Annotated in this window: 14 protein-coding genes and 1 tRNA gene; 9 read left to right on the forward strand and 6 right to left on the reverse strand. The window is 55.6% G+C overall.

Annotated features, from left to right (window positions below):
* Positions 1–272: 272 nt before the first annotated feature.
* The 3 genes from E4L98_RS19950 (at position 273) to E4L98_RS19960 (ending at position 6,500) form a co-directional block, all read left to right on the forward strand.
* Positions 273–2,267 carry a M13 family metallopeptidase gene (locus tag E4L98_RS19950; protein ID WP_205746787.1) on the forward strand — a complete coding sequence of 665 codons (1,995 nt, stop codon included), beginning with the start codon at positions 273–275 and terminating at the stop codon, positions 2,265–2,267.
* A 74-nt stretch (positions 2,268–2,341) separates the two neighbouring features.
* Positions 2,342–4,369, forward strand: a complete 2,028-nt coding sequence (locus E4L98_RS19955; RefSeq protein ID WP_135203295.1) for a M13 family metallopeptidase — start codon at positions 2,342–2,344, stop codon at positions 4,367–4,369.
* A gap of 91 nt (positions 4,370–4,460) precedes the next feature.
* Positions 4,461–6,500: a M13 family metallopeptidase gene (locus tag E4L98_RS19960; protein ID WP_205746788.1), complete on the forward strand. Its 2,040-nt coding sequence runs from the start codon at positions 4,461–4,463 to the stop codon at positions 6,498–6,500.
* Between the two features lie 34 nt (positions 6,501–6,534).
* On the opposite strand, the gene E4L98_RS19965 is transcribed toward E4L98_RS19960, so the two are convergent.
* Entirely contained in the window at positions 6,535–6,894 is a 360-nt protein-coding gene (locus E4L98_RS19965; RefSeq protein WP_135203297.1) for a VapC50 family PIN domain-containing toxin, read from the reverse strand.
* A gap of 200 nt (positions 6,895–7,094) precedes the next feature.
* Positions 7,095–7,304, reverse strand: coding sequence for a hypothetical protein (locus E4L98_RS19975; protein WP_135203299.1), 210 nt, complete (start codon positions 7,302–7,304; stop codon positions 7,095–7,097).
* A 162-nt stretch (positions 7,305–7,466) separates the two neighbouring features.
* Between E4L98_RS19975 and E4L98_RS19980 the strand changes: the two genes are divergently transcribed.
* Positions 7,467–7,940 (forward strand): hypothetical protein, encoded by a 474-nt coding sequence (locus tag E4L98_RS19980; protein WP_229257485.1) that lies wholly within the window; start codon positions 7,467–7,469, stop codon positions 7,938–7,940.
* Between the two features lie 49 nt (positions 7,941–7,989).
* Here E4L98_RS19980 and E4L98_RS19985 read toward each other — a convergent pair whose 3' ends face one another.
* The gene (locus E4L98_RS19985; RefSeq protein ID WP_135203301.1) at positions 7,990–8,562 is read right to left on the reverse strand and encodes a c-type cytochrome; all 573 of its coding nucleotides are present in this window, start codon (positions 8,560–8,562) and stop codon (positions 7,990–7,992) included.
* 203 nt (positions 8,563–8,765) lie between these two features.
* On the opposite strand from E4L98_RS19985, the gene E4L98_RS19990 reads away from it, so the two are divergent.
* The 5 genes from E4L98_RS19990 to E4L98_RS20010 all read left to right on the forward strand — a co-directional run bounded on the left by E4L98_RS19990 (position 8,766) and on the right by E4L98_RS20010 (position 15,141).
* A tRNA-Arg gene (locus E4L98_RS19990) sits at positions 8,766–8,841 on the forward strand.
* Between the two features lie 173 nt (positions 8,842–9,014).
* Positions 9,015–9,926 carry a site-specific integrase gene (locus E4L98_RS19995; protein WP_135203302.1) on the forward strand — a complete coding sequence of 304 codons (912 nt, stop codon included), beginning with the start codon at positions 9,015–9,017 and terminating at the stop codon, positions 9,924–9,926.
* A 131-nt stretch (positions 9,927–10,057) separates the two neighbouring features.
* Complete coding sequence (locus E4L98_RS20000) at positions 10,058–10,978, forward strand: DUF4007 family protein (RefSeq protein WP_135203303.1); 921 nt, start codon at positions 10,058–10,060, stop codon at positions 10,976–10,978.
* On the forward strand, positions 10,971–14,306 hold the full coding sequence (locus E4L98_RS20005; protein WP_135203304.1) for an ATP-binding protein: 3,336 nt from the start codon (positions 10,971–10,973) through the stop codon (positions 14,304–14,306). Before E4L98_RS20000 ends, E4L98_RS20005 begins: the two co-directional genes overlap by 8 nt.
* Entirely contained in the window at positions 14,299–15,141 is an 843-nt protein-coding gene (locus E4L98_RS20010; protein ID WP_135203305.1) for a phosphoadenosine phosphosulfate reductase domain-containing protein, read from the forward strand. The genes E4L98_RS20005 and E4L98_RS20010 overlap by 8 nt, the downstream gene beginning before the upstream one ends.
* A gap of 175 nt (positions 15,142–15,316) precedes the next feature.
* On the opposite strand, the gene E4L98_RS20015 is transcribed toward E4L98_RS20010, so the two are convergent.
* The 3 genes from E4L98_RS20015 to E4L98_RS20025 form a co-directional block, all read right to left on the reverse strand.
* Entirely contained in the window at positions 15,317–18,247 is a 2,931-nt protein-coding gene (locus E4L98_RS20015; RefSeq protein WP_135203306.1) for a P-loop NTPase family protein, read from the reverse strand.
* Between the two features lie 156 nt (positions 18,248–18,403).
* On the reverse strand, positions 18,404–20,425 hold the full coding sequence (locus E4L98_RS20020) for a hypothetical protein (RefSeq protein WP_205746785.1): 2,022 nt from the start codon (positions 20,423–20,425) through the stop codon (positions 18,404–18,406).
* The gene (locus tag E4L98_RS20025; protein WP_135203307.1) at positions 20,422–22,785 is read right to left on the reverse strand and encodes a sensor histidine kinase; all 2,364 of its coding nucleotides are present in this window, start codon (positions 22,783–22,785) and stop codon (positions 20,422–20,424) included. The genes E4L98_RS20020 and E4L98_RS20025 overlap by 4 nt, the downstream gene beginning before the upstream one ends.
* Positions 22,786–22,798 lie beyond the last annotated feature (13 nt).

A 22,798-nucleotide genomic window follows, 5' to 3' on the forward strand; every position in this document is an offset into this window, starting at 1 on the left:
GACGACGACAAAAAATTCCAGCGCTTCGGCGGCAGCGACGAATGGCGGCTGGCGCGGCGGCGGCGGCATGGGTGTCGGCGCCGGCGGCGCCAGCATCAACCTGCCGGGCGGCGGCGGTTGAGTTTCCGGGCTTGTGTATCGTAAAGTAAAAAGCTGGCGCCAGGCGATTCCATCGGCCGCGCGGACGGTAGAATCCCTGGGCAAATAAAGCTTGACGACGATAAGGATTAGCTGTGAAACCACTTCTGTTGACTGCACTGACCCTGAGCCTGATGACCGCCTTTACCGCGCACGCCACCGAACCTGCCACCACGTCGGGCATCGAGACCCCGAACATGGACACCAGCGTGCGCCCGCAGGACGACTTCTTCAATTACATGAATGGCAGCTGGCTGAAGACCACCGCGATCCCGGGCGAAAAATCGAGCTGGGGCACCTTCGCCAAACTGCGCGACGACGTGCTGCCGCAACTGCGCGGCATCATTGAAAAGGCCGAGGCCGACAAGAGCAAGAAACAGGGCAGCGAGGCGCAGAAGATTGCCGATCTGTACGCCAGCTTCATGGATGAGCACAAGCTGGAGCAGCAGGGCGTGCGTCCGCTGGCCGGCGAGATGAACCGCATCCGCGCGCTGAAGGACAAGAAAGGCTTGCCGATGCTGGTCGCGCACCTGACCGAGATCGGCGTGACCACGCCATACGCCCTCAGCGTGCGCCAGGATGCGCGCGCATCGACGCGCTATGCGGTGTACATCTCGCAAAGCGGCTTGGGCCTGCCGGACCGCGATTACTACCTGAAGAAAGACGACGCCAAGCTGGCCGCCGCGCTGGCCAAGTACGAGCTGCACGTGGCCAAAATCCTGCAGCTGGCCGGCGACAAGGATGCCGCCGCCAATGCCAAAAAAATCGTCGCGCTGGAAACCGAGCTGGCCGAAGCGCAATGGACCAAGGTGCAGAACCGCGATCCGGTCAAGCGCTACAACAAGATGCCGATCAAGCAGCTGGCCGAACTGGCGCCCGGCTTCGACTGGGGCCACGCGCTGGCGGCCAGCGGCGTCGCCAACAAGGTCGATTACGTGATCGTCAACCAGCCGAGCTACCTGAGCGGCTTCAACGCCGTGCTGGACAAGGCCGACCTGGCGACCTGGAAAGCGTATTTCACCTGGCAGCTGCTGCGTGAAGCCTCGCCGTTCCTGTCGAAAGATTTCGCCGACGCCCATTTCGATTTCTACAGTACCGTGCTGACCGGCGTGGCCGTCAAGCCGCCGCGCTGGAAGCAGGCGGTGGCGCTCGAGGAAACCAGCCTGGGCGAAGCGCTGGGCAAGCTGTACGTGGCGGAATATTTCCCGCCCGAGCGCAAGGCGCGCATGGATGAGCTGGTCAAGAACCTGCTGGCCGCCTACAAGACCAGCATCGATAATCTGGATTGGATGAGCCCGGCCACCAAGCTGGAAGCGCAGGCCAAGCTGGCCAAGTTCACACCCAAGATCGGCTACCCGAACAAGTGGCGCGATTACTCCTCGCTGACCATCGTCAAGGGCGACCTGGTGGGCAACGTGCTGCGCGCGTCGAGCTACAAGCATCAGCGCATGATCAACAAGCTGGGCAAGCCGGTCGACCGCGAGGAATGGGGCATGACGCCGCAGACCATCAATGCATATTACAACTCGACCATGAACGAGATCGTGTTCCCGGCGGCGATCCTGCAGCCGCCGTTCTTCGACGCCAAGGCCGACGACGCGGTCAACTACGGCGCCATCGGCGCGGTGATCGGCCACGAGATCAGCCACGGCTTCGATGACGGCGGCAGCCAGTCGGATGGCGATGGCAACCTGCGCGACTGGTGGACCAAGGAAGACCGCGCCAACTTCAAGGCCAAGACCGACGCGCTGGTCAAGCAGTACAACGGCTACAGCCCGCTGCCGGGTTACTACGTCAACGGCGCGCTGACCCTGGGCGAGAACATTGCCGACAACAGCGGCGCGGCGATTGCCTACAAGGCTTACCAGCTGTCGCTGGGCGGCAAGCCGGCGCCGGTGATCGACGGCTTCACCGGCGACCAGCGCTTCTTCATGGGCTGGGGCCAGATCTGGCGCAGCAAGACCCGCGATGAACAGCAGATCCTGCTGATCAAGACCGACCCGCACTCGCCGGGCCAGTTCCGCACCAATGGCACGCTGGTCAACCAGCCGGGCTTCTACGACGCGTTCGGCGTCAAGCCGGGCGACAAGCTGTATGTTGCGCCGGAACAGCGCGTGAACATCTGGTAAGCGTTTTCATGCCACACAAAAAGCCACCTCGTGTGGCTTTTTTGTTATTGTTTCGGAACTGATACGGAGCGACCATGAACAAACATTTGCTGAGCGCACTGACCTTGGCCCTGCTGGCGGCCGCCGGCGTGCAGGCGCAGGACAAGCCGTCCGGGCTGGACCTGGCCAACCTGGACAAGTCCGTGCGGCCGCAGGACGATTTCTTCCGCAACCTGAACGGCCGTTGGCTCGATCAGACCGAAATCCCGGCCGACCAGTCGAGCTGGGGCTCGTTCGAAAAACTCGACGACGACACCAAGCCCCAGCTGCGCGCCATCATCGAAGCGGCGGCGGCCGATCCCAACAAGCAGCCGGGCAGCGATGCCCAGCGCATCGGCGATTTCTACGCCAGCTACATGGATGAGGCCACACTGGAGCGGCTGCGCCTGACGCCGCTGCAGGCCGACTTCGAGCGCGTGGCCGCGCTGAGCGACAAGGCGCAGATCCCGGCGCTGATCGCGTACTTCAACCGGGTCGGCTACACCGCGCCGTACAACTTCGGCATCCACCAGGACAACAAGGATTCGACACGCTACGTGGCCGATCTCGTGCAGGATGGCCTGAGTCTGCCCGATCCCGATTACTACCTGAAGAAGTCGGACAAGAAGATGGCCGACGCGCTGGCCAGATACGAAAAGCACGTCGCGAACATGCTGGGCATGGCCGGCAACGCCCATGCCGCGGCCGATGCGAAAGCCATCGTTGCGCTGGAAACCGAACTGGCCAGAATCCAGTGGACCAAGGTGCAGATGCGCGATCCGGTCAAGGCGTACAACAAGATTCCGCTGAACCAGCTGAGCAAGCTGGCGCCCGGCTACGACTGGCACACCTGGCTGCGCGACACCGGCATCGCTGGCAAGACCGACTACGTGATCGTCAGCCAGCCCAGCTTCATCACCGGCATGAACAAGCTGATCGCCAAGACGCCGTTGGCCACGTGGCAGACCTATTTCCAGTGGCAGGTGCTGCATGCCAACGCGCCCTATCTCTCGCGCGACTTCGCGCTGGAGAACTTCGATTTCTATGGCCGCGTGTTAAGCGGCGTGGCCCAACAGGAACCGCGCTGGAAACGCGCCGTCAACGCCACCGACAACGGCCTCGGCGAAGTGCTGGGCAAGCTGTACGTGGAACAGCACTTCCCGCCCGAGCGCAAGGCGCACATGGAGCAGCTGGTGAAGAATCTGCTGGCAGCCTACCGCCAGAGCATCGACACGCTGGACTGGATGGGCGCCGACACCAAGAAGGAAGCGCAGGCCAAGCTGGCCAAGTTCACCACCAAGATCGGCTATCCGAACAAATGGCGCGATTACTCGCAACTGGTGGTGGCGAAGGATGATCTGGTCGGCAACGTGCGCCGCTCGCACCAGTTCGACTACGAGAAGGAAGTCAACAAACTCGGCAAGCCGATCGACCGCGACGAATGGGGCATGACGCCGCAAACCATCAACGCCTATTACAATCCCGAGCTCAACGAGATCGTGTTCCCGGCGGCGATTTTGCAGCCGCCGTTCTTCAACGCCGAGGCCGACGACGCGGTCAACTACGGCGCCATCGGCGCGGTGATCGGCCACGAGATCAGCCACGGCTTCGACGACCAGGGCGCGCAATACGATGGCGACGGCAACCTGCGCGACTGGTGGACCAAGGCCGATCACAAGAACTTCGCCGCCAAGACCAGGATGCTGGTCAGGCAGTACAACAGCTTCAGCCCGATCAAGGGCTATCACGTCAACGGCGAGCTGACGCTGGGCGAAAACATCGCCGACAACAGCGGCGCCGCGATTGCCTACAAGGCCTACCTGATTTCGCTGGGCGGCAAGCCGGCGCCGGTGATCGACGGCCTGACGGGACAGCAGCGCTTCTACATGGGCTTCGGCCAGGTCTGGCGGGCCAAGATCCGCGACGCCCAGCAGATCATTTATCTGAAAGTGGATCCGCATGCGCCGGACAAGTTCCGCGCCAACGGCACCGTGCGCAACCAGCCTGGCTATTACGAAGCCTTCGGCGTCAAGCCGGGTGACCAGATGTATCTGGCGCCGAAAGACCGCGTCATCATGTGGTGATGTGATATAAAGCAGGGCGCCCGTTTGAGCAATGGGCTTTCTTTTAAAACAGAAGGAAAAACTCGTGAAACGTCATCTCGTAAGTGCATTGATGCTGAGCCTGATCGCAGGCCTGGCCGGCGCTGCGGACACCGCCAAAAGCGCTGCTCCAGCCAGCTCCAAGGTAGCAAGCAAAAAGCCGGTGTCCGGCGTCGCCACCGAATACATCGATTCCACCGTGCGCGCGCAGGACGACCTGTTCACCCACATGAACGGCAAGTGGCTGGCGTCGACCGAGATCCCGGCCGACAAGTCGAGCTGGGGCGCTTTCGCCAAGCTGCGCGATGACATTCAGCCGCAGCTGCGCGCGATCATCGAAGGCGCGGCCGCCAACAAGGCCGGCGGTCCCGAGGCGCAGCGCATCGGCGACTTTTACGCCAGTTTCATGGACGAAGCCAAACTGGAACAACTGGGCCTGACGCCGCTGAACGCCGAACTGGCCAAGGTCGCGGCCATCAGCGACAAGAAGCAACTGCCGCAACTGATCGCCCACTTCAACCAGATCGGCGTCACCGCGCCGTATGGCTACGTGATCCACCAGGACAACAAGGATTCCACCAAATATGTGGCCGACCTGCAACAGGACGGCCTGGGCATGCCGGACCGCGACTACTACCTGAAAGCCGATGACGCCAAGCTGGCCGACATTCTGGCCAAGTACGAACTGCACGTCGGCAAAATGCTGACCATGGCCGGCGACGCGCACGGCGCCGTCACCGCCCACGCCATCGTCGAATTCGAAAAAGAGCTGGCCAAGCTGCAGTGGACCAAGGTCGAATTGCGCGATCCGGTCAAGGGCTACAACAAGGTCGACATCGCCAAGCTGGGCGAGGTGGCGCCGGGCTACGACTGGAATGCCTACCTGACCGACGCCGGCGTGCAGGGCAAGGCCAGCTACGTGATCGTCGGCCAGCCGACCTACCTGAAAGGCTTGACCGCGCTGCTGGACAAGACCCCGCTGGACACGCTGAAAGCCTACTTCCAGTGGCACCTGATCAGCTCGTTCGCACCTTACCTGAGCAAAGCCTACGTCGATGAAAACTTCGCCTTCTACAGCGCGGTGCTGAGCGGTGTGAGCGAACAGCGTCCACGCTGGAAGCGCGGCGTCTCCGTGACCGAAGGCGCACTGGGCGAAGCGGTGGGCAAGCTGTACGTGCAGGAACAGTTCCCGGCCGAGCGCAAGAAGCGCATGGAAGACCTGGTCAAGAACCTGCTGGCCGCCTACAAATCCAGCATCGACAAGCTGGACTGGATGGGTCCGGAAACCAAGAAACAGGCGCAAGCCAAGCTGGCCAAGTTCACCACCAAGATCGGCTACCCGAACAAATGGCGCGACTACACGGCGCTGCAGATCAGCAAGGACGATCTGGTCGGCAACGTGCTGCGCTCGCGCCAGTTCGACTACAACAAGGAGCTGAACAAGCTGGGCAAGCCGATCGACCGCGACGAATGGGGCATGACGCCGCAGACCGTCAACGCCTATTACAACCCGGAGATGAACGAGATCGTGTTCCCGGCCGCCATCCTGCAGCCGCCGTTCTTCAATGCCGATGCGGATGACGCCGTGAACTACGGCGCCATCGGCGGCGTGATCGGCCACGAGATCAGCCACGGCTTCGACGACCAGGGTGCCCAGTACGACGGCGACGGCAACCTGCGCGACTGGTGGACCGCCGACGACCACAAGAACTTCGCCGCCAAGACCAAGATGCTGGTCGAGCAGTACAACCAGTTCAGCCCGCTGCCCGGCTACCACGTCAACGGCGAACTGACGCTGGGTGAAAACATCGCCGACAACAGCGGCGTGGCGATCGCCTACAAGGCGTACAAGCTGTCCCTGCACGGCAAGCAGGCGCCGGTGATCGACGGCCTGACGGGCGACCAGCGCTTCTACATGGGTTTCGCCCAGGTATGGCGCGTGAAGATGCGGGAAGCGGCACAGATCCAGCAGATCAAGACCGACCCGCACTCGCCGGGCCAGTTCCGCGCCAACGGCACCATGCGCAACCAGCCGGGATTCTACGACGCCTTCGGCATCAAGCCGGGCGACAAGATGTACCTGCCGCCCGCCGAGCGCGTGCTGATGTGGTAATGAAGTGAAAAAGGCCGCAGCAATGCGGCCTTTTTCATATGCGCTCAATTTCTTGGTGCAGGAGACGACTCAATTGGGGCAGACCTTGCCGTTCGTAGAGCGACAACAGCTGATCCGCGGTTTTCGGCGGACGTCTCAGGCGTAAGCGCAATGCACGCACCGTTTGGAACACCCTGGCTGGATTTTTTTCGTACAGGGAAGTACAAAAGTCATCTGGCGGTAAAGCTTTAATGCTTCCCAGATCAAAGTCGCGTACGTTAGAAGTGACAATCGCGTCTGCCTGACAGGCGATAGCTGCCGCTAGCACGTGCCTGTCGTTCGCGTCGGAGAGTTTAAGGTCTTCAATGAGATGTTCATAATTTTCGACCAGACATCCTGGTACCGCTTCTATCATTAACTGCGCCGTGCGGATCAGCGACTGTCTATGTAAATCCGGCCGTTGCATGAGCAGACTATGAATTCATTCTTCCTGAATGGTACGCGTCCAATGTGCCTGATACAGGCCTGTAGAAGCCAAACTGAGCAGGAGGTCACGCAACGCGGCTGGATACAGTACGCAAGCATCCAGCACCACAATGTCGCGATAGACTACCATTAATATCCCATGTCGAGCTCCTGAGCCTGGTCTGCCAGTTCCTGAAGTGCCTGTTCGGAGACTTTGCGTTGCTCTTCCTTATAAGCCTCCAGCTTATCCAGGCTGATACGCCCTGCATCCAACTGGCGCAGGAGATAAGCGGTCGATACATTCAGTAACTGAGCAGCCTGCTCTATCCTGTCAGGATCATTGATAAATGTGTCCAGCATAATGATTCTCCGCAAACGGAAAGGGCTCCCATATTTCAGAGTAAACTAACGGCTTCCAATTTCAAGAAGCTACCCATCATGCGTTTGCGCTATGTCGCATCTTTTACGTTGCCGCTGCTTTTAGGCGCCTGCGGCGATTCTTATACGCCGGTCGATGTGTACATGGCCAAAACGCCGGAATGTGCCAGCTGGCAGGAGGCGTCGCGCTTTGCGCTGCCGCGCGGTATCAGCGTCTCCACCACCGCGCCGGTGACCTTGCCGGACGGCGGCGCCGAGTTCACTTTCGTGTATCTGATTCCGCGCGGCGAGCGGGCGATTTTCCTCAGCCGCGAGTACAACATCACGCAGCCCAAGGGCGCGGTGATCACCAGGGCGGAGCTGGTCACGTTTTATCAGCGCGCCACCAATGCGCCGGCCGAGATCGTCGAGCCGATTCCCAAGGTGCCGGACATGCTGATCGCCGGCGCCACCGGCGAGGAAACCATCTGGCGCGTGCGCCTGCGCGTGAAGGAGAAGCTGCCCGAACGTTTCGACCTGGTGCCGCCCGCGTTCGAAATCGCGCTGAACAAATATCCGATGCGGACCTTCACCTACCGTTACTTCGCCGACCGCAAGGCGTACGGTCTGTGCAGCTAACAAAAAACCGGCCGCGCAGGCCGGTTTTGTCGTGAAGGCGCGAACCGGCTTATTTGGCCGGGACCGGTTCCGATGCGGCCGGGGCAGATGCAGCGGCGGCGGCGGCCGGTGCGGCGGGCGCTGCCGGTTCCTTGAACTTGGCACCGCCGGCGTTGGCCATGTGGACCACGGCGCGCGCCACTTCCACGTCGTCCAGGTCCGGATTGCCGCCCTTGGCCGGCATTGCGCGGATACCTTCGATGGCGTGCTTGACCAGCGTGTCGTAGCCCTGCGCGATGCGCGCGCCCCAGGCGCCGGCATCGCCGAACTTCGGTGCGCCGGCGGCGCCGGTACCGTGGCAGGCGGCGCAGGTCGAGGTGTAGATGGCCTCGCCCGATTGCAGCACTTTCGGCGCGTTGGAATCTTTCAGGGTGTAGCCGGCGTCGGCCACGGGGGCGATGCGGGCCGCGACTTCTTCCGGCGCCTGGCTGTTGGAGCCGGCGCCCGTCAGCTTGTTGGTCGTGACGAATTGGACTAGCAGGATGATGCCGAAGATGACGACTACAAAGAAGCCGATAACAGCTATGACAAGTTGCTTTGGCGTTCTGATGGCGGATTCGTGTTCGTTATGTGTATCGCTCATGATTTCCTTAACAGACTAATTTCAAGCCGGGGGTGGCGCGAATTGTTGATCAGCAGCTGCCTTGTAAAACCTTCACCAAACAAATGATTATAGACACAAGAATGCTGCGAAGGAAACGCGAACATGCGTAAAAAGACAATACCCCATGGACGACTTGCAATAAACACGGTATCCTACGGCACGCCTTCGCGTATCCCTCTCACGCGGCTGTAGCTCAGTGGATAGAGTATTGGCCTCCGAAGCCAAGGGTCACTGGTTCGATCCCAGTCAGCCGCACCAGCAAACATGCACTTTGCCAGGGTGTTTTCCCTGTGTGAAGACGGTTTGGTCAAGTTTTGGGAAAATATTTGGGAAAATATTTTTGGGAAAAATAACCACAAATATCTCCTAATTTCGCGTCAGATCAAGCTTGCGCCACCCTATACGGTAACTCCTTACTCATGGAGTTACTCATGTCAAAAAAGCAAAAACGTCGTTCTGAGCAGTATATCCACGTCGAAGAGCGCAGCGGCTCCTTCCGCTTCAAAATCACCGTCGGCGAGCACAAGGATAGCGGAACGTTCTCCACCGAAGCCGAGGGGATGCGTTGGGCCCGGCAGCGACGGCAGAGCTTCTTGGATATACGAGACAACATCGGTTTGCCTGTTTCAGCTGTTCGCTATCCAGCATCGATTCCATTGCCAGTGCCCACTTACGGAATCCCGTATGCGTCCAGCGCGGCGACGCCAATCAAGATGGAGGATGTGTTCGACTCTTACGAGAAGTACGACCTCCCTAAACTTAGCGGTAAGAGTTCAGAAAAGTCTCGCCTGATGAATCTCCGCCAATGGTTTGGTGAGCTCTATCTGGATCGGCTCGACCAAGGTTTCATTGACCGCTGGATGGATGATCGCCTGGCCGGAAAGTTGGGTTCAGGTCGGGACCCCCGGCGTGCCGAAACTATGTCGGGAGTGGGCGGTTCGAAACCGCTGACCAAACAACAGAGGTACACTCGCAAGCTTGCTGGCAAAGAGGTGCCTGCGCTCGCTGTTCATCCAGTCAGCACGCAATCCGTTCGACATGAACTTAGCTTACTACGCCGCTCCGTGACAAAGTATCTTGAACGTGATGACCGGTTTCCGATCTATGGGGCGTGGTGGCAGGCGCATTATCTTATGCGGATGCAGCTGCCTGCTCAAGCGGAGCCGCGGACCCGCCGAGTCTCCGACGCTGAGTTGGTGGCGATTTTTGACAGCATTTCAGATATCCCCTTGAAGGCGAGCATCCTTATGGGAATTTTGACATCGCTACGGCGGGGCGAAGTAGTCTCTCTGAATTGGCAAGATGTCGACTGGGTCAGAAAGGTGGCGTACCGGGTAAAGTAGAGGCCCCCATGGCCCGTTGCTGGAAAGGTATGGGTTGACAAAAATACTGTATCTTCATACAGTATTCATTGTCTGCAGTTTGAGTCAACTCGACTGGCGGAATCCTCCAGTCCGCGATAGAATGCATTTCCATGAATGCAACCGACCCTTCCAATTACCAAGTTCCGGCCCACTTTTCGGGGCACGAGACGTTTCCGTTGCGCCAAATGTGGCTTAAAAAGGCCATTGATCAAGCGATTGAAGGAAATGTAGTCCTGAAATCTACCTTTACTGAGGATAAGGCCATCGCTGCGTTTGGCGTCGGTAAAAATATGGTCGCTTCAATCCGACATTGGGCGCTCGCTTGTGGCGTGATGTGCGATGACGGTGACGCTTTTAAAGTCAAAGACCTCGCAATGGAAATCTTGCAGGACGGTGGACTTGACCCTTACGCGGAGAGCGCATCATCCGCTTGGCTTGCACATTGGCAGCTCGCAGGTCGCTGTATTCGCTCTACCACTTGGCATTGGTTATTCAACCATGTTACGGCTCCTACATTCACTAGACAAGAACTTGAAGAACCATTGGCCCGCTATGCACGCGCCCTTGATCCGAAACATCGACTTTCGACGTCAACGATTTCAAGGGATTTGGAGACCTGCCTCCGTAGCTATGCACCAAGAGCCGCAGGTGGGTCCCCTGAAGACTTCGCGGAGCCGTTGCTTGGCGAATTAGGTCTTTTGCAAGAGGTGCATAAAGGTCAGTACGCCTTCCGACGTGGCCCCAAAGCTTCCCTCCATGACGGCGTATTTGCATTCGCGCTTGTGGATTATTGGGATCGAGTCGCTGCCGGCATTAGTACCTTGGCGTTTGAATCCATCGCATACGGTGAGGGCTCGCCAGGAAGAGTATTCAAACTCGACGAGGAGTCGATTGCACAACGGTTAATTGGACTCGCGGAATTTACCGGCGGCAAGCTCGCTTGGACTGATTCTGCAGGACTTAGACAAATGCATCGAAAGGTCTTGTCCAAAGAAGACCGTAAAGAATTAATCAGGCGCGCATATGGCTGAAAAAAAAGAAGAAACACTGTCAGATATTGTTGAGATTTCTCGCCAATATCAACGTTCGATCCGTGTGGATGCCGACATTGGGCGTAGTGATGCTCTGAGCGGTTATATTTGCCATGCCACGGCCTCTGCGGTGGTCGACGGTATGTGCGTGCAGCTTGCGAGCACTAACCAACGTAGTTTCACCTGGACGGGACCGTTCGGCGGTGGGAAGTCGTCTCTTGCAGTAACACTAGCTAGCGCTTTACATCCGAATAAAGCATTGAGAGCTCAGGCGCGGGACGCATTGCATATTTCGTCCAAGCCCGCTTTTGATAAGGCGTTCCCCGTCCAAAAAGGGTGGATGATTGTTCCTGTTGTAGGTAGACGCGGCAGTGTCGTCACAGAATTAGCTGCCTGTATTCGCAAGGTCCAAGGAAAGAATCTCGACGGTCGTAGCAAGCCTAACGCGCAAGCGGTTATCGCGGACCTGGTTCTGGAAGCAAAGAACCGCCCAAACGATGGCGTCTTGGTCATCATCGATGAGATGGGAAAGTTTTTGGAAGCATCCGCTCTCGGTTCGGGGGATGACGTCTATTTCTTCCAAGAGCTGGCTGAGGCAGCGGCTCGCTCTGACGGCCGTTTGGTTGTCGTGGGAGTCCTGCACCAATCGTTCGCCCAATATTCATCCAAGCTCGGCATAGATTCGCGGGATGATTGGACTAAGGTTCAAGGCCGCTACGTGGACCTGCCTTTCGTTGCGGCAAGCGATGAAGTCGTCGAACTCATTGGTCGTGCGATTGAGGCGAAACGCCGTCCCGACTGGATGGGCGAAGTGTCGAGCACTGTCGCCGAAGCTATTCGTTCGCGTAGACCAGCAGTTGGGAGTGACTTTGCAAATGCTCTTGTCTCTTGCTGGCCGTTGCACCCTGCGATGGCTGCACTCCTCGGACCAATTTCCAAGAGGCAGTTCGGCCAGAACGAACGTAGTACATTTGGTTTTTTATCTTCCGTTGAGCCGCATGGCTTCCGTTCGTATCTCCAAGCGACGCCGTTAAATCAGGCGACGTGGTACCGTCCAAGTGACTACTGGGACTATCTTCGAGCCAATCTGGAACCAGCGATTTTGGCATCGTCCGACGGTCATCGATGGTCTCAGGCTGTTGAGGCGGTTGAGCGAGCGGAAGTGAAAACCGGTGATCCGTTTTTAGTTTCCTTAATCAAGAATATCGCAGTAATCGACCTCTTCCGAAATGGGTCAGGACTTGTCGCGGACTCTACCGTCCTTTCAGCATTGTTTTATAAGACACCGCAAAAGGACCTTGATTCTGCGCTCAAGAAATTGGCGGAACTTAAGGTCGTTCTCTACAAGAACTATACCGGCGCCTGGTCCGTGTTTGAAGGGAGCGATTTCGACATTGACGCGGCCATCGTGCAGACTTTGGCATCGTCACCGGGGCTTGATTACGGCCGCCTATCGCAGTTGATGGGGTTGCATCCCGTGGTTGCAAAGAGACACTATCATGAGTCTGGCTCGATGCGATGGATGGAGCTCTCGCTCTGCAGCATTGAGCAAGCAGAAAAAATTGCTTCCAACTATGAACCGCGGAAGGGGGAGTTTGGTTTATTCCTGCTGGCTCTTCCGGAAAGAGGTATGGCACTCCGGGAGGCGCGCAAACGTGCGCAGGCGTGTTCCCATTTGCGCCCTTGGCCGGTGCTAGTTGGCATACCAACCAATCATTCTCGAATTGCTGAGCTGTCAGGTGAGTTGGTGGCCTTGGAACAAGTCAAAGATCGTCACGAACTGTCTGGTGACCCAGTCGCGCGGCGTGAGGTATACGCTCGGCTAGCGGCCACTCGTGCAGATTTGGAAGACCAGCTGCAAGCGGCCGTATCGCTCGCCAAGTGGCACGATGGCAGCGATGAAATCGTTGAGCCTGGAACAAAACTATCGCCAGTTACCTCCAATCTCGCCGACGAGCTATATCAACGTTCGCCTTCCGTCTGGAGCGAGCTTGTTAATCGCGATAGTATCTCTAGCAATAGCGTCAAGGCGCGGCGCGATTTGTTGCATGCGATGGTAAATGCAGAAGCGCACGAGAACCTTGCTATTGAAGGTTTTCCGGCTGAGCGCGGCCTATATGAGACCCTTCTCAAGAGCACCGAACTTCATCGTCCAGATGCAAACGGCATTTGGCGTTTCCTGCCGCCGGAGGATGGCTATGCTACCGGTTTCGCAGCGCTCTGGCAGGCTACACGCGAGTTGTTCTCTGATGTTAATGCGCGTGTTGGCGCGGATTCGATTTATAAGCTTTGGGCTGCTGCACCGTATGGAGTGAAGCTCGGCATTCATCCAGTTATCCTAACGGCGTTCCTGTTAGCTCATAAAGCGAACATTGCTGTGTATAAGGATGGCTTCTTTGTTCCAAGGCTTACTGACGCGGACATCGACGAGTGCTTGCAGGACCCGCGTCGATTCTCTCTGCGTTGGGTCGCAATCGACGACGATAAGAATCGTATTCTTGCAGGCATCGCAATGCTCTTGGAGGAAATCGGTGAAAGTGCCGGCGCAGCTGACCCACTTGAGGCTGCCAGAGGTCTAGTGGCAATGGTCTTCAATCTGCCGGAATGGTCCAGAAGAACGCAGCGACTTAGCGAGATTGCTAAATCAATGCGTGACATGCTGCTCAAAGCGAATGATCCACATAAGGTTCTGTTCGTTGACCTGGCGTCGTTACTGGACGCCGCCGATGGGGATGCCTATGTGGCGGCATTGCGCGAACCGCTTCGAGAGCTTTCAGGCGCGTATGGAAAAATGCTCTGCCAGGTTGAAGCAAAGATGCTCAAAGCGCTTGATGCACACCCGGACGACTTGGAGTCGCTGCGCGAGCGGGCAAGAGCCGTGGCGGGGGTATCTGGCGAATTGCGCCTAGATGCATTTGCGACACGCTTGGCGAACTTCGATGGAAGGCAGCAATCGCTCGAGGGGATTTTAAGCCTTGCGGCAGAAAAACCACCTCGCGAGTGGGTGGATCGGCATATTGATGCGGCCATTTTGGAGTTGGCGAAATTCGCTCGCCGCTTCCGAGAAGCGGAAGCTTTCGTGGCTGTGCAAGGCAGGGCCGCGCACAGCGAAGCGATTGCAGTGATAATAGGTGCCGGAGCGGAAACTAGAACGATTTCGCGCTCGTTCGCTATCGCGGATCACCATCGTCACATGATTGAGGCGAAAGCCGCTGAAGTTACATCGATGCTTGAAGGTCAAGGGCTCGGAACAGAAGTGCTACTGGCAATCCTAGCAAAAGCCGGTATGAAGCTTGCGTTGATCGATGAGGAGAGTTCCAATGGCTGAACGACACGTTTTAGGTCTGTCAGGTGGTAAGGATAGTGCAGCTCTTGCCGTCTGGATGAGGGACCACCATCCAGAGCTCGACATCGAATACTTTTTCACTGATACCGGCGAGGAATTGCCCGAGGTCTATGAGTTTCTAGGGCGCTTAGAAGGGTACATTGGAAAGCCGATTGCCAGATTGAATCCACGTCGAGATTTTAAATTCTGGCTGCGTGAATACAACCATTTCCTTCCAAGTGCTCAAACCCGATGGTGTACTCGCAAACTCAAGCTAGCCCCATTCGAACAATGGGTTCGCCCCATGCTTGCTGCTGGTGATACGGTAACCTCGTACGTCGCTATTCGAGCTGATGAAGACTACCGAGAAGGTTATTCGGCAAAAGCTGAGAACCTCTTTGTTAAATTGCCGTTTCGCGAAGCGGGGGTGGATAAAGCCGCTGTGGTTGATATCCTCGAGTCCTCTGGTGTTGGTTATCCAAAGTATTACGAGTGGAGGTCACGCAGTGGATGCACGTTCTGCTTCTTCCAACAAAAGATTGAATGGGTACGATTGAGAGAGCGACACCCAGAGGCATTTGAAGCAGCTAAGGACTTGGAGAAGGATGCGCTTGAGCATGGATCTCCATTTACTTGGTCACAGGGTGAATCACTGGTCGAGATGGAGCGTCCAGAGCGTGTAGCTGAGATCGAGGCCGAATACGAAATCCGACGTGTTCGCCTACGCAAGAGTATTCCAATTAATCCTTTGCGACCCGCGAAAGCTTGCCCAGAAGACGTCGATGATGTCTACGGCGATGACGAGGGCAATGGTGCATGCGCCATTTGCCACAAGTAGTTTGAGATCCTAGTTATCAGCTCTTCGTTTGGTTCTGGCCAAGTCAAACTGTTCGGATCGAATGATACTTTGGAGTTAAATACTTTACTCGTATTCGCTAAAACACCGCGCAAGCAGCGAACCGGCTTGCGTGAAGTGTTGAGGTTGGGCCGTCACCTTGGCCCTTTCGTTAGTCTCATAGGCGGAATGGTTTACCTGTGGTGTTCGAGACTCCGGTTGCCGCTATTAATTGCTCTGTGTTCAGGTCGGCCCGCGCTCGACAACGACTCATATATGCTACAAGCCAATCGAACAAGCGAAATATACGCCACGCATGTTCTGCCTGAATGTGGCACAACCCAGCAAGGTGACCGATTTCTTCATTTGTGGCCATGTTTGGGATATCCATAGCAGATAAACTTCCAGCGAGTGCAGTCATAACATCAAGATGCATAATAGCTAGCTGTTCACTCGGGTCCTTTCTCTGACCACCCCTGACTTGAACTGCTAGAGGTACGACCAAACCTTGGCACATGTCGTCGGCGAAACCTTGTAACAATTCCCTATGTGATGTGAAGCTGACCAAGGCGACCATACCGAACAGCTTACGAATAACCCCAATACACTCCTGGGGTTTAAGCGCTGAGCTCAACTGATATTGAGAAGCGCAATCGTGAAAAACATCGGAGAGCCCGGCCAGCACGAGTTCCTCCGAGAGATCGCTGTGAATGCACGGGCCAGGATTGTAGTCAATTAGGACATATCCCATTTCGCTAAGGCTGTTACTCAGATGGATTGCTGATCCCACATCAAAAAAGCAGTTCGCGGCATCAACGTATGAACGGTATGCCTTCTCAAGTTGGTTTAGATGGGCGTAGCAATTTCCCATCTGATGAAGCACTGTGCCGATGTTTACTCTATCGTTGATCTCACGCATGAGGGACAACGAATCTGAGTAAATTTCGAGTGCTTGCAACTGACGTTCCGAATGCTCAAGAATCCTCGCGCGCTCCATGAGCGCAAGTGCGAACATTCTTGGATTGACGGCGTACTCGCTCCCCCCTTTCTTGCCAGACGTCGCAACCACTGGCTGTGCGTACTGCTCACCGGCCTCTACAAAGTGAGCTTCAGCATCGTTGAAACGCCCTTCATTGCGTGCCAGGCTACCTCGAGCGAATGCGATGTTCCCCAGCATTTCTGGATCCGTATGATCGATTTCTAGCGAACAAATCTTATGGATTGCGCCATGAGCCGTCTCGATAGCACCGCTGCGTTCAGCAAAGTTCGCGACTTGTAGCAATAGGGAGGATGCAATCCCCACCTGCTTCATTCTTAACGCAGCTTTTACACCGGAGTTCAAAATCTGAAGTCCGCGTGCTGATCGTCCGCTTACGAAACAAAACACTTGCAGGCTAAATGCCAAAGAACAGGTAATGCGGTCGTACTCTGGATTCAAGGTCGAGCGCCGTACCGATTCGTCAAAAACATAACTGAAGTTTGGAAATTCAAGGCCGAAACGGCGAGTTCCAATACCTGGATCGCCGTCATTTATATATCGACTATCCAACATGGCGGCCAGTACCTCCATCTCAGTAGAAAACTCATGGAACAGATAATCTGCTAGGTCTGGGGCCTCACTCTGAAAAGCCAATCTTGCAAATGCCCGAATGGGAGATAAAACATGCACTCGAGGAACCGGGTACCAAGAAGAGTCCACTGTGACTAAATGCCAGCGTGCTAGCTCGGCAATAGTTACGTCTATATCAGTGCTGGAAATCAAGTCAGCATTGATATGCGAGGAAAAGCGCCCTGCAGGGCATTGCGACAACATGAAGAGAAGAGAGCGTTCTTCCGGCTGAAGCACGGAGTAGGCCACTGCGAAACAAGCATCAAGGGAGTGATGCTTCGTTTTGTTGGTTAACCTGGGGATCGCGATGGCCGCTGCACCCTTGGATCTTACCCTTTCGGCCACTATCGCGGCCGATTTGAAGTAGCGAAGCAGGTTTGCAATTATCCTTAGGGATAGCGTATGCCCGGCGGCAAAGTCGGTTAGCCAGTCAATTGCTACGCGACTCTGTTCATTATCGGGGTTTGCCGCATTCTCAGCGATTGCTTCTAGCATTTGTAAACTCGCCTCCGTGCTCAGTGGAGGAACATCAATGCAGAGGAGATCGTTGGTATTTAGCAGCTCAACTTGCGAAGTGATTAGGAAGCGTATAGAGCGCGTCCCTTCAACCATTTGACGAATAAGGCATTCAAACGCCTCGATGTCTGCGGAGCCGAATCCTTCGATCCCGTCAAACGCAACTAGATCAAATTCCAGGTCCACTCGAGCTGCGATGGCCGCTGCGTTATACCCTTCAACTGGGCCCAAGATGGCGGATGCGAAAGCTAATTGGAGGTCAGCGATGGAATCAAAAGGCTCAACGTCCATCCAAAGAACTCGATTGGACGCGCCCATCTGTGAAATAGAGTGTAGTGCCAGTTGTGTTTTTCCGATTCCTCCAGGGCCCTTAATGCAGAGTATACGTCGGCTATTGAGTCCGTCCACGACTTTTTGAACCTCACGCATTCGCCCTATGAAAATTTCCGTTGGCGTAGGCGGCCTGAAGCCTTCCAGGCCTGGTGATGCGATTCGATAGGTCAGGCGTTCACGGGTGATCTCAATTAAGCGCTTCTTGATGGATACGATTTCACCGTCAGGCAAGATCGTTCTGCTATCGAATTCTTCATGGCAAAGCGAGCAAAGTCGAATTAGGTTATGGTGGTGATGCGAACGACTTGTTGCGTAGTCTTCGATGTGGGCTGTCTCGAGTTTGAATCCACGGCCGCATCTAGCGCATTGGCCACCGCACTCAACCTTGATATGAGTCAGCACGTACGCGGGAATATTTGCTCGGTCCCCCCCGCTTGGCGACCACGGCTCCTTGAGATAGTCATCAAAGCTCAGCAGGTCCTCTCGGCGAAAGTATGTTTGGCCGCTGTATTGCACAGTTACTAGTCTACGTCCATCTTGTCCTTTTGGCGCGTTGCGAACATACGCGAACAGTAGCTCTGGAGTGATCCCGAGGAGATGCGCAGCTTCTAACGGCTCCAGTAGCGAATTGGAGTTATCAATCACATTCATTTCTCCTCTTCTTTCGCGTGTGATTTATGCTGCGATCTTACAGATTCACCTGAGCCAGACGCTCAGAGTGCCTGAACAACGTTACAGTTCGCCTACGGCAGCCTACGAAAACTAATTGCCAGCCGTAAGCGACGAACTTCTACATCTACACGAGATCTAGCCCTCTGAGATTATCGTTAGCTGAGCTCCACCGCCGCCAATGTCGCCGCCGATAAGGCCCTTATAAGCGGCATTGAGAGATTGGCACTCGCGAAACCGCACCTTGACTCCACCGGGCAATTCAGACGGAGACGTCCATCCTCGTCGCAGCGCCGCAGAAAGGAGATCGGGGTCGAGATCTAAGCCAATCGTCCCCGCATGGTATGCAAGCCAAAGTGCAATCTCTATGGATGCGTCATCCTCGAAGCTATATTTTGCGTCGTCATATGAAACGAAGAAAACCTTGGCAGGCTTTTGTTCCGCTGCAGCCTCCTTGTCGACAAGCGCAATTTTCCCACCTTGGAATGAGGCATGCTGCAAAAAGATTTTGGATCGAAGCAGGCCGGGACGGATTATTTTCTGCGACGCTGGTCGAGACATGTGATTCGTAATTGCGGCGACGATGTGGTTAGTAATGTCGCTACGTAGGCGGCCGACCACATGCCAACCATCAGTGCGTGTTTTTTCCAAGAACTCGCGAAGAGGCATTGCGATGAGCGCGCCGGTATTAAGACGTAGATCGAATTCACGCTCGTCAGCTCCGTGGCCGATCCTGAGATTTTTCGCAACTAGCTCATTAGGCTTCACAATTGGATTCGAAGCCGCGCGTAGTTCTGTCGTATTCGCTGTTGCAAATACTAGCGTGCGAGATGGGTCTTGATTTCGGCTAATTGCGTTCAGATCACATTGTTGTGTGATATGAATTAAACATCTGCTGCCATCGCCGATTTTTTCCGGTCCGAGGACACTGCCAAAAGGCAGGGTACGGCTGATACGCGCAGCCGCGCTTCGTTCATCGTCCATAAAACTCGTCGGCAACGCCGAGCCGAACCAAGTAAAGTGAGACACGAAGGCTCGCGCGGTCTTGACATCGGCTAAAGGTGAAATCAACCTGTTTTCGATCTGCCCTTCAGGGGTGAGTTGCGCACGAAATTGCTTGTCGAGCTCTGCCACGGTCGAGGCGACGTCGGTTTGAGCCTCGACGTGGAACAAGTGCTCCCTGCTGAGATATTCGTTCAGATGTTCATCATAAGGATCGTCGTCGCTGACCGAAGCAAAGTGAATTTGCTGCATCGCCGACGCGTCCAGGTTCCACAGGGTGCGTGCGGCACTCTTCTTCGCACCGTCGAGTGCCGCGAGCCAAGAGGCCATGAATAATCTCATCGCATGAGCAACGCCCTTCTGGCGATCCAACTGTTTGAATGCCAATTTCAGGCCCGAGGCGCTGAACTCCGGCTGCATTAATACATCCTTGGGAAGTACCATTAAGCCTGCGGCACTTATGCCAGCGTTCTCACTAAAGCTGAGCTTGTAACGTACCAATTCAGGATGGGATGACATCAGCACCAATGGAGGCAATATCCCAAGAGCTGCTTCCGTTGCAAGCCGTTGAAGGTACGTTTCCACTGCGGTAACGGGAGAGGCTTCACCTTGCTCCAGAAATAAATCCAGGAATATAGCGGCACATTGTGAAACCTTGCCAAAGGGTGGCCTGGGGGACGCCACGAACTCCAAGTTAAATTCAGGCGCCTGAAACGCGTCCTGGAATACCTGCTTCAAATTCCTTACCCAAATCGCCCTGGCCGTGAATGGTGCAAGCAATTGCTTAAGAGGCTCAAGTGCGACCTGTTCAAAGGTTTGTGACAGCAATAGAGTAGAGACGGCCGCATCGCTTTTAAAATATTCCGCAGCGGTGTCGTGGTCCCAATCTGCGGCTCCTAATCCGGGGACGGCCTTCGCGATATCCCACAGGTTATCAAATATGGGATCATTGGTATCTTCGATGGTGTCATAGAACCTGGCAGCCAAATTTCGCACGTGGACTTTTTTAAGCTGAAAGAGCTCATCGTCGACTACGAGGATTGTCTTCGCAGCAGGGGGAACCAATGGAACTATTTGGCCCTCTGCAGTGCGCTCCATCTCCGCTTCATTGGTATTGGTCGCATTGTCGCCCTCGACAGACGCATTCTGGTCATTCACTCAATTCCCTCCCTCGGCAGTTCAAGTACAAACGTTCTGAGCCTTCCGTCTGGTTCTCCCGTTGAGTCCAGATAGAGTTTCCCGCCATGATATTCGACAAGTTCGCGCGCGATGTAGAGGCCGAGTCCCTTGCCGCGCTTTCGCATGGTGAAGTAGGGGCGGAAAACAGATTCGCCATGCAACGGATCGATCCCAGGGCCGTTGTCGGTCACCATAATTACGCTCGACAGCGTATCAAGCTCAACCACAATGCGCCGGTGTTCTTCACCGTCTTTCAGTCCCTGTTGAACCCAGTAAGCTGAGTTAGTCAACAGGTTTTCCAAAACCTGTGCGATCAGACCTCGGACGAGTAGGACTTCGAAGACCTGCGTAGTCGCGGGTTTGCCGTCGACTAGCACGACGCAGTCAATTAAGTGGCGCCGGAACCGTGCATCAAAACCGCCGACAACAGTCTTCAACTGAGCTACAACATTGAAGCGCTCTTTGCGATTACGCCCCGAAGGGCTTAGGACGTCGACTGAACTGATTCGCTTGCTTGTAGCTTTGATTTGCGACTGCAGATTGTCGATCAGCCCGACCAGCGGAGCGTCATTAGCGGTGGCCTTGCGCAGGTGAAGTAGCAGATCGCCTGTGCTTTGAGTCAGGCGTGTAAGCTCGTGAACGACGATCTCGACGACTAATCCGATATTCGCGAGCTCTAACAATTCAACTCGGGTCTCACGCGCGAGTTGAAGCGCTCCTCTGATCGTTTCTACATACTCGACTTGCGCCACCAACGAGCGTCGAACATCTTCAATCTTAGGTTGCACTGTTGCCGGTACGGACCTTGCAATTTCTTCAACCGTCATCAATGTGTTTTTTAGCGAATCCTCAGATCGCTTGAGACTTTCCTCGGCAGACTCTTCCTCGATAGCCTTCTTCACCTCAACCTGTTTGATCGCATCAATATGGGAGCGCAGATCTTTGACAAGGATTTCGCCAAAGAGCGCGACCAAAAGAGTTTGCTCCGGACACGAAACAAGACGTTCGCGGTTAGCCGCATCAATAAGGCGGGGATTTCCCTCTGACGAAATGGCGATGGCCCCCACGGTCTGGTAGCGATTCAGCATAAAGCCTTTAGTCTTTAATGCCTTTCCGTCCCACTCTAACCAATCGTCCTCCATCCCTCCCGTTTGGCCCACCCTGAATCCGTCACGGTAAACTGCAAATCCACCGCACCATACGTTCAACTCAGCGAGCATTTTCGGTTTGGGATTATCAAGGGTGCCAACTATTAACGCTCTGTTGAACCAGTGGCACGATGCAGTGAAAGGACCAAGATTGCGGCAGGCTTGGGTCGGCACCCCAGCTAGGGCGGCTAGCTCGTCAAGCGTCCACGTCCGAATCTCAGGGCTTGATGCCCCTTTCCAAAACACCTCCCTACGGAGCGCTACTGCGTTTCCGTCCGTTGGACTAGGTGTGTATTTGATCTCGCATCTGAACTGTGCGACCTCCAACAGCCAAGAGGGGATCGGAGCTATCGACAACCTGTGTCCATTGAGAAGAACGTCAATAGGATACGGACGTCGGGGCTTTGCAAATGGATCCTGAAGCCGCCGAACATACTTGTTAAGAAAGTCGTTCACCTTCGCTGCCGACCAATTGGCCAAGAGCTCGTTAATGCGAATCACTGTGCCATGAACCTCAGCCGAATCGCGATTGCCTTCTGATACTTCGAAAAGGACACTTCCGAGTTCTGCTCCGGGTTCATCGAATTTCTTCCAGTCGAACTGAATATAATTCCAGCGAGCGTCTCCAGCAACTTTCGAGCTAACGGTCGCGATCTCACCCAGCTTCATCATGGAAAGGCGGCCAATACCTTTCTCGCCGAGGATCGTTCGGGTCGCTCGCTTCTTCTCAATCAGTTTGTTGGGGGTCCCAACCATCATGAACTTGTCACGGAGCTCGTCTGCTGACATGCCATGACCCGTATCTCTTACTTCAATCCAAAAGCTCTCATGTAGAAATGTGCGGAGGAAATCGCAAAGCTCATCCTGAGTTGAGCCGTTGCCGTTGAATAGTCGAAGTGCACTTGCTCGCTGCTCCATCGTCAGATCAGGCGAGAGCGTCTTTTCCAAGCGCTCTATAGCTACCTTTACGGTAATTTTTCTTGCCGATAGCTGCTCTTGAACAAGCGCGACAGCCGCCGCGTCAGCAGGAGCAGAGATTGCAACTACTGTTCGCGGAGATTCAGCGTCGAATCCGTTCTTTATGAGCTCGTAAAGAGCCATTTCATCAGACGTGATTAGCTCGGCCCCCAACTGACGCATCGCGCGAGCCGCGACGCGAAAGGGTTGCGCCCCTCGTGACTGTTCAGTCATTGTCCACCTCAGT

The sequence above is a fragment of the Duganella callida genome, assembly GCF_004614165.1.
GTDB lineage: Bacteria > Pseudomonadota > Gammaproteobacteria > Burkholderiales > Burkholderiaceae_D > Rugamonas > Rugamonas callida.